Here is a 15,075-nt window from a genome sequence, read left to right as displayed (position 1 = left end):
AGTTTGACATTCTGGTGGAGGTGTACTTTCTTTTTTCTACCGTATTAATATATGGCAGCTGTTTAGTACGTTTGCCGTGAAAGAAAATTGCCACGGAGGCACAGAGACACGGAGAGCAGAAAAACGCTTTTCCTCTGTGTCTCCGTGACTCTGTGGCTAAAGCTTTCATGACAGAGGGGACAAACCATCGTCATGAACATTTGTGTTAAAGAGGGATTTAAAATGGATAAGGCAATAAGCATTGTGCTCGGGGGGATAAATGCTGCCCACTCAAAGGAGCAAATGCCTGCGGAAGTTCAAAAACGAGACCCGCTGCATTTCGGAGATCACCAGGTTAAAGTGTTGAAAGCCTATATTGATGGTATGCATGCCCCAAAATTTACCACTTATGTCGGACGTGATGTTGAAAATTTCAATTCACGTCGTGAAGCATTAGATTCCGGCAAACAGTTAACCTCCGGACAAATCCGCGCTATCACGAAGACAATGAAGAATGCTATCAGGCATTTCGAGCATTATCTTTCCAAGGATTACATTGAACCCAACTATGATCTTAATGAAACAACTAATGAAGAAGTGAAAGAATTTGTAGCAGGTGCGATGGAGGAGGTTGCTGCTGATATTAACAGACTTAAAGCTCTTAAAAAGAGATAAGTTTATTGTTATTTGGAAATATCCAATCCAGTTATTTTTTGAATCATTAATAGAATATATAATCCTCCGCCCCGGCTCTGTCTGCCGTGGGTTTCTATTCTGTGAGCAACAATGAGCAACAATCTTTCAGCTTTTGCCCGCTATCGTGGCAAACTTGGTGAATTAATGTATTTGGCCGGGCCTATCATGGGGGCTCAACTGGCAACCACCGGTATGACATTTGTCGACACCAGTATGGCCGGGCAATATTCAGCCCTGGATCTGGCTTCTATTGCCATTGGCTCCAGTACCTGGGTACCGGTCTACCTGTTAATCCGTGGCATATTAATGGCCATCACGCCCACGGTTGCCCATCTGTACGGTGCACGTCAAACCGGAGAGATTGCTGGTCAGGTGCGTCAGGGGTTATGGATTGCCCTGCTGATGAGCCTGTTGGCCCTGGGTTTTATTTACCAATCCGATGTCGTATTGCAATGGTTGCAGGTTGGGCCTGCGATGGCGGGTAAAACGCTGGAGTATCTGAAAGCGCTGGCCTGGGGCATTCCGGCGATTTGTTTGTTCCAGGCGCTTAACTGCTACTGTGAAGGAATGGGTAAAACCAAGCCCGGCATGGTGTTCAGTTTTATTGCCCTTAATTTTACCTCACTGACCTTTATGGTGCCGTTGAGTCTGTCCATGGGGCTGACCATTCGTGTCGGGCAGGCACTGGGTGCCGGTAAAACTGCGCAGGCCGCCTACTCCAGCTATGCGGGTATTGTCACGACGCTGGTCAGTGCCACCCTCAGTGCTGCCGTGATGTTGTTTCTGCCAGGGGTGGTGACCTCAATCTATACACAGAACACAGAGGTGGCCATTCTGGCTGCTCAGCTGCTGGTTTATGCGGCACTGTTCCAATACGCCGATGGCATTCAGATTGCTGCTATTGGTGCGCTTCGTGGCTATAAAGATACCCGGGTTCCCATGGCGATGATTCTGTTTGCCTGCTGGGGTGTGGCGTTACCCCTGGGCTATATTCTCGGGCTGACCGACTGGATTGTGGCACCAATGGGGCCTCATGGCTTATGGATTGGTCTGGTGAGTGCATTGACCATGAGTGCCATCCTTTTGACCTTGCGTCTGCGTGCCATTATTCGGCATCGGGTGTCTGCCGCTGATAACATGGCTATATCATGAGAATCAGGTGTCTATTGTGAGAGAGGGCGGCGCTCTTTTATAATGCGGCCCTTTTCTAACCTTCTTTCTGGTCTGCGCGTCAGGCCAGGTTAAATCGTCGCTGTGCGAGTGAACTCATGAGTAAAACGAAAGTACTGACAGGTATTACAACTACTGGAACACCACACCTGGGTAACTACGTAGGGGCTATCAAGCCTGCCATTGAGGAAAGCTGGCGTGACGATATTGCTTCATACTACTTTCTGGCGGACTATCATGCCCTGATCAAAGGCCGTGACCCCAAGCGAATCCACCAGTCTACCCTGGAGATTGCCGCTACCTGGCTGGCACTGGGTCTGGATACGGACCGTGTCACCTTCTACCGTCAGTCAGACATTCCGGAAATTGCCGAGCTGAACTGGATTCTGGGCTGTATGACCGCCAAAGGCCTGATGAACCGCGCCCATGCTTATAAGGCAGCGGTTCAGGCTAATGAAGAAGCCGGAGAGCAGGACCCGGACAAGGGCGTGACCATGGGGCTGTTCTGCTATCCGGTGCTGATGGCGGCGGATATTCTTATGTTCAATGCCCATAAAGTGCCGGTGGGGCGTGATCAGGTCCAGCATATTGAGATGGCCCGGGATATTGCCGGTCGTATGAATCATCATTACCAGACCCGGTTCGTTTTGCCGGAAGCGGTGGTGGGTGAAACCACGGCAGTGCTGAATGGTCTTGATGGTCGTAAAATGAGCAAAAGCTACGATAATACCATCCCGCTTTTTGTCCCTGAAAAGAAGCTGCTGAAGCTGGTTCGCAAGATCAAAACCAACTCACTGGAGCCGGGTGAGCCGAAAGACCCGGACACCTGCACGCTTTTCCAGATCTACTCGGCATTTGCTGATGCCACTCAGATTGAGGTAAAACGTCAGCAATACGCCGATGGTGCTGGCTGGGGCGATCTGAAAAATGAGCTGTTTGAATTTCTGAATGCTCACTTGCAAGCTCCCCGGGAACGTTATAATGCGCTGATTGAAGATCCTGCATTTATCGAAAAAGAGTTGCTGAAAGGGGCTGAGAAGGCCAGGGCCGAAGCCACTTCTGTGCTGACGTCTATTCGTCAAGCCGTAGGCCTCAAGCCGCTGGCATAATATTCCGCAGTCGTCTTAGGGCCTGTTGACGTTTCGTGCTGAGCACGCAACGAAACGTCAACAGGCCCTAACGTTTGGCTTTCCTTTGGGAAAGCCATTCTTAATAATAAAAGCAATAATGACAGGCACCATCGCTCGACTGGAAATCCCATGAACATATCAAGGTTATTTGCCATTGTGCTGAGTGCGCTTTTACTATCGGCCTGCAGCCATCTGGATGGCCTGCTGAAAGACAAAGTGCAGCAAAAGGTAGCATTTGATTTGACCCGCCTGGATGCCGATGGCCTTTATGGCCCAGCGGATGGCAAGCGATCCCTGAGCTATGAGTTCTGTATTCCTGCCCATGTGAATACCGCACGGCAGGTGATGTACATCGACCCGACCGCAATTGTCTACAAAGAATCCCCCGGACGTTTGCAGTGTGATGAGGAGCAGTATCTGGTGGTGGGTGATACTAATCAGCCAAATTATCTGGTGACCCTGAAAAAACTGGCTGAATTGACCTACGTTACCCAGATTCAAGAGGCATTTTTTGAGTAAAGCATAACCGCAGAATCCACTTTCGATAACCATGAACTCAAGAGATAAAACCTCGTCCCCCCAATCCTCCGGTATTCTAATCCACAACCCGGTACTCCGGTGCGTCTTTAAAGCCTGCGCCCTGCTCTGTGTTGTACTGGGTTGTATCGGCATTTTCCTGCCACTACTACCCACCACACCCTTTCTATTATTAGCCGCTTTTTTCAGCTTGCGGTCATCTCCAACCATTCACGCCCGACTCTTGAACCACCCAACACTAGGAGGCTGACCGAGAATAGACTGCCCTACTGCGGTGGCAGCAAATTGGTCTAAAAATCCGCTTTTGTTCGGCAAATAGCCCCGCTATTCACCTCACAAAACCGAATTTTTATCCTCAATTTTCTGCCATCCTCGCTACGGGCGCTATTCTCGGTCAGCCTCCTAGGCCCCCCACTACGCCAATATCTTAAGCAACGCAGCATTTCCACCAGAGTATATATCCGCTCAGTTATTTTCCTCTGGCTAACCATAAGCCTCTCCATTTGGCTACTCACACTGCCATGGCTCAAATACCTGCTACTGACCATAGCCATCACCGTAACGCTATACCTGAGAACATTAAAAAGAAGAGAAACACACCCCTGAAAACCTATCCTAAAACCAACTACCAACTGCCAACTCGAACCCAACAAAACCCCCAACCCAAAACAACATTTGCATTACACTTGATTAAGTTGTCAGCCTGATTTTCACTGGTGGTGATATGAGTAAGCAGATTCTCGTGCTAGGCAGTATTAATGTTGACCATGTTCTGAGGGTTGATTGTTTTCCCAAACCAGGCCAGACCATTACCGCTTCATCTTACGACATTATGGCAGGGGGCAAAGGTGCTAATCAGGCAGTAGCCTGTGCCCGCCTTGGCGGCAATACACTTATGATGGCAGCGATCGGGCAGGATGATCCGGGGCGGGAAATAGTACAGCAACTGAGTGATGAAGGTATTGATACATCTGCAATTACTGAAATAGTGGATGTCCAAACAGGGGTGGCCCTGATGTTCGTGAATGCCAAAGGTGAAAATATGGTTGGCATCTCTGCTGGCGCTAATGGCTGCCTGAGTGAAGAGTATATTGAGCAGAAACATAGTTTGATCGCTGGTGCAGATTATCTGCTCTTGCAGCAGGGGATTCCTGAATCTGTCATGCGACAGGCTGCTCATATTGCCAGGGGAAGCCATACTAAAGTTGTCTTGAGCCCCGCATCTGTCAAACCGTGTTCTGGGGATAACTTACTGACTGTGGATTTGATTACTCCTGATCAGACGGAGGCAGGCATTCTTACCGGTATTAAAGTACTGGATGAAACGTCGGCAACTCAGGCTGCTACTCTATTGCATGAGAAAGGTATTACTGACGTGGTGATCACCATGGGTCAGTATGGGGCCTATGCATCATCAATGACTTCCGGCCATCCTGAAGGGCTGATGGTTCCCGGGTTTCCGGTTAAGGCAGTTGATACAACGGCGGCTGACGATACATTTAACGGTGCACTGCTGGTGGCCCTGGCGGAAGGAAAATCGCTTGAGGAAGCAGCCTTCTTTGCCAATGCCAGTGCCGGCCTTTCGGTCATGAGTGCTGGTTCTCAGTCGTCTATTCCCTATCGTTTTCAGGTTGAGGAATTTATTCAGTGCGATCAGGAAATTGCCGATGCTGCGGCAACCCCGGATACCTCATGATGCTGGTATTTCTTTGATATAACAGGTGAATACGGATACCCTCGTTGATTAAAGACGAAAACATTGGTGGTAAACTTTTAAAGCGCTTATCAGGCTCCATACCCAGCTGTTTGCTTGGCTGGAAGAAGGTACAGTATGCAAAATCAGCTCGACCAATTAAAAAAAATGACCAAGGTTGTGGCCGATACCGGTGATATCGAAGCCATCCGTCGCTACCAGCCGGTTGATGCGACGACCAATCCTTCACTGATTTTAAAAGCCGCGCAGCTGCCGGCGTATAAAAAGCTGGTTGATGAAGCCATTGCCTTTGGGCGCAATCATTCTACAGAGAAAGCGGTCAGTGCCCGTTATGCCTGTGACTGGTTGACGGTCGGTATTGGCAAAGAGATTCAGCAGGTAGTGCCGGGCTTTGTGTCAACGGAAGTGGATGCACGACTGTCATTTAATACTGACGCGACGATCCAAAAGGCCAGACAGCTGATTGATCTCTATAAAGAGCAGGGCGCTGATAGTGAGCGGGTGCTGATCAAAATAGCGTCTACCTGGGAAGGTATCAAAGCGGCGGAGGTTCTGGAAAAAGAAGGTGTTCGTTGTAATCTGACCTTGCTGTTCAGTTTTGCCCAGGCTCAAGCCTGTGCCGAAGCCGGTGCTTATTTGATCTCCCCGTTTGTTGGCCGGATTCTCGACTGGTACAAAAAAGCAGAAGGCCGGGATTTTACTGCTTCACAAGACCCAGGCGTTCAGTCGGTCACCCGTATCTACAACTACTTCAAACAATATGGCTACAATACCGTGGTGATGGGAGCCAGCTTCCGAAATACCGGTGAGATTACTGAGTTAGCCGGTTGTGATTGCCTGACGATTGGTCCGGACCTTCTCGATCAGCTGGAATCATCCGAGCAACTGCTTGAACAAAAGTTGTTTGCCGACTCACCAGTGTGTAGTGATGAAAAAGTGGTTCTGGATGAGGCTGCATTTCGCTGGGCGATGAACGACGATGCCATGGCAACGGAAAAGCTGGCTGAGGGCATCAGAAAGTTTGCTGAAGATCAGATTAAGCTGGAAAAGCAATTGCTTGATGCACTTCGTGAGGATGATGCAAAAGCCAAATGAATTTTGCACCACAGAGACACAATGGCACAAAGAAGTCTTTTGTTGACCATGCGCAGCTCCCAGAAAATCTTTGTGTCTCTGTGCCTTTGTGGTTCCTTCTTATTGATTATATTTTCTTGGTTGCCATGGTAATACGGGATATACACGTGGGCCTGCCCTGGTCATCCTCAATCTTGATTTCCCACACCTGGGTACTGCGGCCGATATGAATGGGGCGGGTTGTGCCGGTCACTTTTCCGGACGTGGCTGAGCGAAGATGATTGGCGTTGATTTCCAGACCAACACAGTAGGCTCCGTCTTCACAGCACAGGTTGGCGGCAATGCTGCCCAGTGTTTCAGCAAGAACCACCGAGGCACCACCATGCAGCAGTCCCATGGGCTGAATGGTTCTGCGGTCAACTGGCATGGTGCCCCGGAGAAAGTCGTCTCCTACTTCGGTAATCTCAATACCCAAATGGTCACACATGTTTTCCTTGAATGCTGCGGTTTCAGTACTGTAAGGCCTTTTCCAGATGGACATCTTTTTTCCTTTTTCTTTTATTGGCACTGATCATCAGATCCGGTTGCGCAAGCCCAGCTGATCCGGGTGAGGTGTCAGGTAGGTTTGTCGTTGAATATATACACTACCATGATTGTCTATGAAATGCCGTAGCATAGTCATGGGGGCAATAAGCGGGATCATTTCCTGACGGTACTCTTCAATCAACGTCAGCAGTTGCTTTCTCTCTTTGCCATCGACGCTCTTTTTCACATATCCAATGATATGCATCATGGCATTGGTATGAGATTTTCGATTAGCCCGTCGTTTCAGGGCGCTCATAAAGCTGCGCAGGTACTCCTCCAGCAGTTCATGCAGATTCGCTGTGCTGCCTTTGGCCACGATTTGGCCCAGTAACTCATACCCCTGGGGATAATGGGCCATGATCATGTACTTGTGAGTAGAGTGAAAGTCGACCAGGGCGGCATAAGATGGCTCTGCCATCACGGTTTTCTGCCAACGGTCATAGGCGTAAACCCGGGTGAAAAAATTCTCACAGAGTATCGGGTCGTGCAGCCTGCCTTCTTCTTCTATTGGCAGCAGCGGGTTGCTCTCCATAAACGCCCTGGCATAGGCCCCGGGTGCACTTTCGCCCAGCGGGTGGCCATTTTCATGGTACACCTTGACCCTTGCCATGCCGCAGCTGGGGGACTTCTGCATCAGAATATAGCCGCAAATGTGTGATAGCTGATCAGACATATCATGACCATAATGAGTCAGAGCATCCGTTACATCCAGGCTGGAATTTTCAGTGCCGACTACCCGGATTTGCAACTGTTTATCGGGCGCAGACGATGAACTTTGGCCGACTGTTTGTGATGCTTCAGCCAGTTGGCCGACTAGTCGGATAGGCTCTCTGGGGGTTCCCAGCCCGATAGCCATCTCAGGACAGACCGGCTCAAAGTGGAAGAATTTATCCAGCGTGTTGACACAAAAAGACGAGCGTTTGTGCCCACCGTTATAGCGCACTTTATGGCCCAAAAGGCAGGAGCTGATGCCCAGTGTGATCTGTTTTTCAGGCTCAGGTATGGAAACGATAGCCACTCGTTATTCTCCACTTTACTTTCAAAATCATGCCCTGGTTAATATCGCCAGTTACCAGCAATTCCTTTGCCTGTCAGCAGTTGCAAACAGGTATAACTCTACATCGCTTTCAAGGCAAGAGTGATATGCTCATTAGCCATCGGTTTCCGGTTTATAGAATCAGGGAACTTTTGACAATCTGCGCACACTAATATAGGGAAAGAACTTGCGCAGCCTGTGAAATCAACATCTGCTCGTAAAAGGTTGCAGTTTAAGGCTCTCTTCGCTTTTGCCTGATCATCAGGTGGTCTGGGTTCAGGTTTTGCCTGATGATCTATTGGCGTTCTCTGGTCTGATCAAGGCAATTGCTTTTCTTGATATTTGTATCAATAAATCAGTCAGTTATATTCATTGGATCAGCTGATTAATGAGAACTTTCAGATCATCTAACTGTCCAAATGGCGGAGTAATTATTTTGTTGGAGCAAAGTTTCTGGAGACTATTTTACCGTGCTGATTGTTACTGATACGCCCCGTCTGATACTTCGTACCTGGCAGTTACAGGATGTCGATGCGTACTCCGCCTTACTGGGCGAAACGCCTCCCGGTGCCTCAGATGCCATGGCCACAGAGCCCGGAAGCCTTGCAGAAACCGAGTTGTGGCGCTATCAGGCGGAACTGGATAAATGGGGGTGGTCGCGCTGGGCGGTGGTATTCAAAGAGAATAACCAGCTGATTGGCTATTGTGGCTTTTCTCCCTATGGCAAACATATTGAGATGAGCTGGCGCTTTTTACCCGCTTACCGCGGACAGGGGCTGGTGCTGGAAGCTGTTGAGGCAGTGACTCAGTTCGGGTTTAACCAGCTGGGTATGGAAGAGATTATTTCTTATACAACCCCCACTAATGAGTTTGCCCAGGGAGTTATGCAACAACTGGGGATGACACTTGATCGCTTTGAGGGGTGGAGTACCTGTACGGTTGCCCGTTACCGCATACAGTCACCGATATAAATCATGCGCTGAAAATATTCCGCAGCCACAGTACAATCGCTTTAAATAATCTCATTCATTTAAATTTATCCCTCCACTTACAGTCTTTTTTGAACTCATGAGCAATAGCAGCAGCGACACCCTGAGTAGCTGGGAGCAGAAAATTATCGTCTGGCTACAATCCATGCACCACGACCATGATGACCACTCCCATGACTTTTCCCATTTTCAGCGGGTCTGGAAAACGGCACAGCAGATCATGGATCTGGAGCAGGTGTCTGTGAATCCACTGGTGGTTCTTGCTGCCTGCTACTTTCACGATATTGTGGTGTTGCCAAAAGATCATCCTGAGAGATCCAGGGCCTCTTCGCTGGCAGCTATAAAGACCAGAACCTGCCTTGAGGATATGGGGTTTCCTGCTGAGTTGATTGATAACGTCTGTCATTCGGTGGCCAGTCACAGCTATTCTGCCGGCATTGCGCCCGAAACCATTGAAGCCAAAGTTGTTCAGGATGCTGATCGGATGGAGGCTCTGGGAGCTATCGGGCTGGCCCGGGTTTTTTATACATCGGGCCTGCTGCGGCGAAAAATGTTCGACCCCGAAGACCCATTGGCAGAGCACCGGGCCCTTGATGATCGTGAATACGCGCTGGATCATTTTCAGGTGAAGTTGCTGAAGCTGTCTGACACCATGCAGACGTCCGCCGGACGCAGAATGGCAGAGCGGAATTCTGAATACCTCAGGGAATATATGGGCAAGTTGCTTAAAGAGCTGGAAGGGGATTATTCCTGACCCGGCACCAATGGCACTGACTTAAGCTTAAAAGCCCCGCAAACATGGGGATTGATACAGGTTTAGAGATTTGAATTGGAACCACAAAGCACACAAAGAGCACTAAGAAGAGCTTTTCTTTTCCTTTGTGCTCTTTGTGTGCTTTGTGGTTCCAATCGCCGGGCACCTTAAAGCCCACGTATGACAAGGCTTTCACTCTTAAGTCAGTGCCATTGGATCCGGTACTACTTTTTCAGGGAGGGCACCTTTATAATCTTCCCATCTTGTCGGAGTGCGAAAGCTGAGATCGCTGCGTTTTATCGGATAAATGTGCAGCAAATTCGTTGAACCTGCTCAGGGTAATACCTGCGAAGGGAACAAGAGAAGAGAGTACCGGGTTGCTATCTGGTAGATGGCTGATAACGCTTTTGGCCAACCATGCCTTTAATATCTAAAGCATCGTTTTGCTTTAAATCAAGCAGCTTCTTGCTAACCTTGATGACTCAAGTTAGCCAAAACCGTCTATTCCTTTTCTCTGGCCTGAGACACCGGCAAGCCATACCAATAACAATAGATAAGGAATATTCATGGCCGGTAACTCTCAACTTCAGGGTATTCAGATGCGTGCTCCAATTGCTGACAGTCAGTCTCTTCTGGCAGAAGCCTGTCGTCCATTTCCTGCTTCACGGAAAATTTACCTTCCCGGCAGCCGCCATGATATTCGTGTGGGCCTGCGGGAGATAACCATTGGGCAGAGACATGGAGAGTACAGTAAGTTATCCACTGAATCTGCCGTTCGGGTGTACGACACATCCGGTCCTTATACTGATCCGGAATACTGCCTGGATCTGCTTCAGGGCCTGCCGTCTATCCGTTCAGAATGGATACGGGCACGAGAAGACTCAGAAGAGTTGAGTGCCCAGTCTTCGACCTATGCATTGGGACGAAAACAGGATATTCAGGTTGAGCCGGTGCGCTTTCAGTCATCTGTCCCTGTCCGATGTGCCCTGTCTGGAAGAAATGTGACTCAGCTCCATTATGCCAGGCAGGGAATAATCACACCGGAGATGGAATATATCGCCATCAGGGAAAACATGGGAAGGCCTGAAGCAAAGATAACCCCCGAATTTGTTCGTCAGGAGGTGGCATCCGGTCGTGCTGTGATACCCGCGAATATTAACCATCCCGAAGCAGAGCCCATGATTATCGGCCGTAACTTTCTGGTGAAGGTTAATGCCAATATTGGTAATTCACCGGTGACGTCCACCATAGAGGAGGAAGTTGAAAAACTGCTCTGGGCAGCCCGCTGGGGGGCCGATACGGTGATGGATCTTTCCACCGGTAAACATATCCATGAAACCCGGGAGTGGATTATCAGAAACTCACCGGTACCGATTGGCACCGTGCCTATTTATCAAACACTGGAGAAAGTAAACGGCAAGGTAGCGGATCTTAATTGGGAGGTGATGAAGGACACCTTGATTGAGCAGGCAGAGCAGGGGGTAGATTATTTCACCATTCATGCCGGAACGCTGAGAGACCATGTGAAACTGACCACTGAGCGGGTGACCGGTATTGTTTCCAGGGGCGGTGGGATTCTCGGGCAGTGGTGTGAAATTCATGACAGCGAAAACTTCCTTTATGAACACTTTGATGAGATCTGCGAGATATGCAAGGCATACGACATTACCCTTTCATTAGGGGATGGGCTGCGCCCGGGATCGGTGGCTGATGCCAACGATGCGGCACAGTTTGCTGAACTGACAACGTTGGGTGAACTGACAAAGAAAGCCTGGGCGCATGATGTGCAGGTGATGATTGAAGGGCCCGGGCATATACCGATGCACCTGATTCAGGAAAATATGGATAAACAGCTGGAGTATTGCCACGAGGCACCCTTTTACACGCTGGGTCCACTGACGACGGATATCGCCCCTGGCTATGACCATATTACTTCCGGGATCGGTGCAGCGATGATTGGCTGGTTTGGTTGTGCAATGCTCTGCTATGTGACACCAAAAGAGCACCTTGGCCTGCCCAACCGTGAGGATGTGAAACAGGGATTGATCGCCTACAAAATTGCTGCCCATGCGGCAGATGTCGCCAAAGGTCATCCGGGGGCACAACTAAGGGATGATGCGCTTTCCCGTGCCCGTTTTGAGTTTCGCTGGGAGGACCAGTTTAACCTGGCCCTGGATCCGGATACCGCAAAAGCCTACCACGATGAAACCCTCCCTCAGGACAGTGCCAAGGATGCGGGTTTCTGTTCCATGTGCGGACCAAACTTCTGCCCAATGCGCATGACGCATGATGTGCGGGAGTTGGAAGAGCCTTTAGCCAATAAAGAGCCTTTAGCCAGTGAAGAGCCTTCAGCCAGTGAAGAGCCTTCAGCCAGTGAAGAGCCTTCAGCCAGTGAAGAGCCTTCAGCCAATAAAGCGCCCTTAGCCAGTCAAGCGGCTCCCGCGATGGAAAGCCCCTCCTGAATCCTCTCGATCAGTTGCCGGGTCTGGGCAATATCACCCAGTGTTATTCTCAGACCCTTTCGCCCGGTGTGGTCAGACTTGGGGCGAACAAGGATGCCATGTTGGCGCAGGTGCAACTCAATGACCTCAGGATTATCCGGAAATGCCCAGATGAAATTGGCAGCACTGGGCCAATAGGGAATGGCCTGTTGATCAAGGAACTGCTCAAACAAGGGCTTGGATGCCTCCATAACTTCCCTGACGTAGTGACGGGTATACTCCGGATGGTCCAGGGCGGCATTGATGGCCACGGTGGCAAACTGGTTAACATCATAAGGGCCACGGATATTCAGCAGTGCCCGGATGTTGTCAGGGTGGCTGATCACATAGCCCAGGCGAATGGAAGGCAGGCCCCAGGTTTTAGAGAAGGTGCGTGTGACCAGAATATTCGGGTATGCCATAACCGCATCCGCCACGGTGGCCTGAGAATATTCAAAGTAGCATTCATCAACCAGCAGGGCAGTATTGGGTGCGGACCTGGCAATGGTCAGAATATCTTCACGCTGGATTTGCGTGCCGCTGGGGTTGTTCGGGTTGGCAATGACCATCAGCCGGGTTTTTGCCGTGATGGCGTCCAATACTGCGTTAACAGGGAAGCCAGTTTGCCGCGTATAGTCTGGCTCAATAATATTCAGCTTTTCAATATTGGCGCACTGGTGGTACATCGCGAAGGTCGGGCCGGGGATGATGATATCATCACCCTCTGTGCAGGCCGCACGGATAATAATATCAATGCCCTGGTCAGAGCCATTAGTGATCATGACCTGGGGTTCATCGACGCCTGCGTAGTCGGCGATTTTCCGGGTCAGGTCGCCATAGGATGGGTACACCTGCAGACGATCATCATTGATAAAGTCAATCAGTGCCTGTTTGACATGCTCACTGACGGGCAGCGTTCTCTCATTAAAGTCCAACAGCAGATTGTGATGAGGGTCTCTGCCTTCAAGTGGCGGAGAATAGGCACTCATCCGGGTGATGTGGGACTTGAAAATGCTCATCGGCGGTTTCCCTGATCCATCTGTTTTTGTTGGAGAAAGTGCAGTATAGAGCAGAGTTCCCGGGAGAAGCTATCAGGCATTGGGTCCGCTAAATGCTCTGGCCTGATATAATATTCAGTTTCCTGACAGGTATGTGGATTTCCTATAAATGGAAAAGGTATTAGAACTTCTGGCTGATGGCGGTTTCCACTCCGGTGAAGCGCTGGGCAGGGCGTTGGGGATCAGTCGCGCTGCGATCTGGAAAAAGCTGAAAATGCTGGAAACGCTCGGCCTGCAAATTGATTCAGTCAAAGGCCGGGGGTACAGGCTGCACCCGGGAGTTGAGTTGCTGGATAGTGAACGTATTCTCAATGCCCTGGCCCCATCCGCCAGAGAGTCGGTGGTTGTCCACACCTGTTTGAAAACAGCGTCTACCAATGATCTGGTCAGAGAGATTCCTGTTGCCAGTCCGTTAATAAAAGGGGTGTGTCTGGCAGAATATCAGACCAGCGGCCGTGGTCGGCGGGGCCGAGCCTGGGATAACCCCTTTGGTTCGACCATCAGTATGTCTGTACGTTGGTTTTACAGTGCTGGTATGGCATCCCTGGAAGGGTTGAGCCTGGCGATCGGTCTGGCTGTGCTGAAAGCGCTTGAACGCAGCGGTGGTGGTGATCTCAAACTGAAGTGGCCTAATGATCTGCTGTGGAACGCGCCCGATGGTTTTCGGAAGCTGAGTGGCATCCTGCTGGAAGTGCACGGAGACCCCACTGGAGACTGTGAGGTGATCATCGGTATTGGCGTCAATATTGCCCTGAGCCAGCAACAGATCAACAGGATCAGCCAGCCCGCAGTGGATATGCAGCGGGTGTGTGGTACCACAGTGAGCCGAAACCAGGTAGCCAGTGAGTTGATCAACGAGTTGTGCCGTACCCTGGATATTTTCAGTCAGCAGGGCTTCAGCCATTTCAAAGACCAGTGGGAGCGCTATGATGCTTTTGCCGGACAGGAGGTTGTCCTTGACGCTTCCGGTAAAACGGTGTCTGGCGTAGCTTCCGGGGTGAATGATCATGGTGGACTGTTATTGCAGACCCGTGCAGGTATGATGACTTTCAATGGCGGTGAGGTTTCATTAAAGGCCGCGACACCCACAAAGAGCAAGTCATCATGAGAATTCTGGAACTGGATGCAGGCAATAGCCGATTAAAATGGCGGCTACTGAATAGCGGCCACATCATCTCCCATGGCTTTCTTGCCAACAGCGAAGACTGGCAACAGGAACTGCCCAAGCTGCTGGATCAAATTGGGCCGGTCGATTCGGCCAGGGCGGCCATTGTTTCCGGTGATGAGCGTTTTGCGCAGTTGAGTGCTGCGGTTAATCAGCACTTTAATGTATCACTGTTAAAGGCCGAGGTTAAAGAGCAGTGCCGGGGCGTTAAGGCTGCCTATCCTGGTCTGGGCGTTGATCGCTGGTTGGCTATGCTGGCGGCCCATCATCTGGACAGGGCAGAGAATAAAGCACCCTGCAATAAAATGGTGGTGAGTTGTGGTACTGCCATTACCGTTGACTTGTTGAGTGACGGCGGGAACCACCTGGGCGGCTATATTGTACCGGGGGTCGGCCTGATGAAGAGCATGCTGCATACCAGGACAGCACAACTTCCCATGGTAGCAGCAGAAGCATCAACGATAATGCCCGGAACAAGCACTGCCGGGTGCATTAATAACGGTATTCTGGCCATGGCCGTAGCCATGATTAATACACAACAGTCGCAGTATAAAACGGCTTGTGGCAAAGACTGCCTGGTTTATCTCACCGGAGGCGATGCTACCTTGATTCAGCCGTATCTGGGTGAGTGTTACCATCATCCCGCGCTGGTGATGGATGGTCTGGCGCTTGCTTTCGAACAGGAGGGGAGTAACTCCGTTATATAAA

16 protein-coding genes and 1 riboswitch are annotated in these 15,075 nt (G+C 50.2%); of the genes, 13 read left to right on the top strand and 3 right to left on the bottom strand.

Going from position 1 to position 15,075, the window contains the following annotated elements:
• The first annotated feature begins 222 nt into the window (after positions 1–222).
• The 8 genes from CX664_RS03700 to tal all read left to right on the top strand — a co-directional run bounded on the left by CX664_RS03700 (position 223) and on the right by tal (position 6,321).
• Entirely contained in the window at positions 223–654 is a 432-nt protein-coding gene (locus CX664_RS03700) for a hypothetical protein (RefSeq protein WP_145999796.1), read from the top strand.
• A gap of 111 nt (positions 655–765) precedes the next feature.
• Entirely contained in the window at positions 766–1,827 is a 1,062-nt protein-coding gene (locus CX664_RS03695) for an MATE family efflux transporter (protein WP_101745425.1), read from the top strand.
• Positions 1,828–1,943: 116 nt separating this feature from the next.
• Positions 1,944–2,954, top strand: coding sequence for a tryptophan--tRNA ligase (locus CX664_RS03690; protein WP_101745424.1), 1,011 nt, complete (start codon positions 1,944–1,946; stop codon positions 2,952–2,954).
• A gap of 150 nt (positions 2,955–3,104) precedes the next feature.
• Complete coding sequence (locus CX664_RS03685) at positions 3,105–3,494, top strand: hypothetical protein (protein ID WP_101745423.1); 390 nt, start codon at positions 3,105–3,107, stop codon at positions 3,492–3,494.
• A 31-nt stretch (positions 3,495–3,525) separates the two neighbouring features.
• The gene (locus CX664_RS03680) at positions 3,526–3,762 is read left to right on the top strand and encodes a DUF454 family protein (protein WP_244910619.1); all 237 of its coding nucleotides are present in this window, start codon (positions 3,526–3,528) and stop codon (positions 3,760–3,762) included.
• Positions 3,763–3,827: 65 nt separating this feature from the next.
• Positions 3,828–4,118 carry a DUF454 family protein gene (locus tag CX664_RS25530; RefSeq protein WP_145999798.1) on the top strand — a complete coding sequence of 97 codons (291 nt, stop codon included), beginning with the start codon at positions 3,828–3,830 and terminating at the stop codon, positions 4,116–4,118.
• A 118-nt stretch (positions 4,119–4,236) separates the two neighbouring features.
• Positions 4,237–5,208: a ribokinase gene (gene rbsK, locus CX664_RS03675; protein ID WP_101745422.1), complete on the top strand. Its 972-nt coding sequence runs from the start codon at positions 4,237–4,239 to the stop codon at positions 5,206–5,208.
• 135 nt (positions 5,209–5,343) lie between these two features.
• Positions 5,344–6,321: a transaldolase gene (gene tal, locus CX664_RS03670; RefSeq protein ID WP_101745421.1), complete on the top strand. Its 978-nt coding sequence runs from the start codon at positions 5,344–5,346 to the stop codon at positions 6,319–6,321.
• A gap of 106 nt (positions 6,322–6,427) precedes the next feature.
• Here tal and CX664_RS03665 read toward each other — a convergent pair whose 3' ends face one another.
• Positions 6,428–6,841, bottom strand: coding sequence for a hotdog fold thioesterase (locus CX664_RS03665; protein ID WP_101745420.1), 414 nt, complete (start codon positions 6,839–6,841; stop codon positions 6,428–6,430).
• 33 nt (positions 6,842–6,874) lie between these two features.
• Positions 6,875–7,903 carry a YbgA family protein gene (locus CX664_RS03660; protein ID WP_101745419.1) on the bottom strand — a complete coding sequence of 343 codons (1,029 nt, stop codon included), beginning with the start codon at positions 7,901–7,903 and terminating at the stop codon, positions 6,875–6,877.
• Between the two features lie 488 nt (positions 7,904–8,391).
• On the opposite strand from CX664_RS03660, the gene CX664_RS03655 reads away from it, so the two are divergent.
• From CX664_RS03655 to thiC, 3 genes are all read left to right on the top strand, one after another.
• Positions 8,392–8,892: a GNAT family N-acetyltransferase gene (locus CX664_RS03655; protein WP_101745418.1), complete on the top strand. Its 501-nt coding sequence runs from the start codon at positions 8,392–8,394 to the stop codon at positions 8,890–8,892.
• 97 nt (positions 8,893–8,989) lie between these two features.
• Positions 8,990–9,664: a phosphohydrolase gene (locus tag CX664_RS03650; RefSeq protein WP_101745417.1), complete on the top strand. Its 675-nt coding sequence runs from the start codon at positions 8,990–8,992 to the stop codon at positions 9,662–9,664.
• 257 nt (positions 9,665–9,921) lie between these two features.
• Positions 9,922–10,037, top strand: a riboswitch (TPP riboswitch).
• A 193-nt stretch (positions 10,038–10,230) separates the two neighbouring features.
• The gene (thiC, locus tag CX664_RS03645; RefSeq protein ID WP_420810341.1) at positions 10,231–12,126 is read left to right on the top strand and encodes a phosphomethylpyrimidine synthase ThiC; all 1,896 of its coding nucleotides are present in this window, start codon (positions 10,231–10,233) and stop codon (positions 12,124–12,126) included.
• On the opposite strand, the gene CX664_RS03640 is transcribed toward thiC, so the two are convergent.
• Positions 12,093–13,163, bottom strand: a complete 1,071-nt coding sequence (locus CX664_RS03640; protein ID WP_101745416.1) for a pyridoxal phosphate-dependent aminotransferase — start codon at positions 13,161–13,163, stop codon at positions 12,093–12,095. The two genes, thiC and CX664_RS03640, sit on opposite strands and share 34 nt — an antisense overlap.
• A gap of 148 nt (positions 13,164–13,311) precedes the next feature.
• On the opposite strand from CX664_RS03640, the gene birA reads away from it, so the two are divergent.
• Positions 13,312–14,310, top strand: a complete 999-nt coding sequence (gene birA, locus CX664_RS03635; RefSeq protein WP_101745415.1) for a bifunctional biotin--[acetyl-CoA-carboxylase] ligase/biotin operon repressor BirA — start codon at positions 13,312–13,314, stop codon at positions 14,308–14,310.
• Positions 14,307–15,074 carry a type III pantothenate kinase gene (locus CX664_RS03630; RefSeq protein ID WP_101745414.1) on the top strand — a complete coding sequence of 256 codons (768 nt, stop codon included), beginning with the start codon at positions 14,307–14,309 and terminating at the stop codon, positions 15,072–15,074. The genes birA and CX664_RS03630 overlap by 4 nt, the downstream gene beginning before the upstream one ends.
• The last annotated feature ends 1 nt before the right edge of the window (position 15,075 follow it).

The organism is Endozoicomonas acroporae, from assembly GCF_002864045.1.
Classification (GTDB): domain Bacteria; phylum Pseudomonadota; class Gammaproteobacteria; order Pseudomonadales; family Endozoicomonadaceae; genus Endozoicomonas; species Endozoicomonas acroporae.
This window is presented reverse-complemented; position numbering and strand designations above follow the sequence as displayed.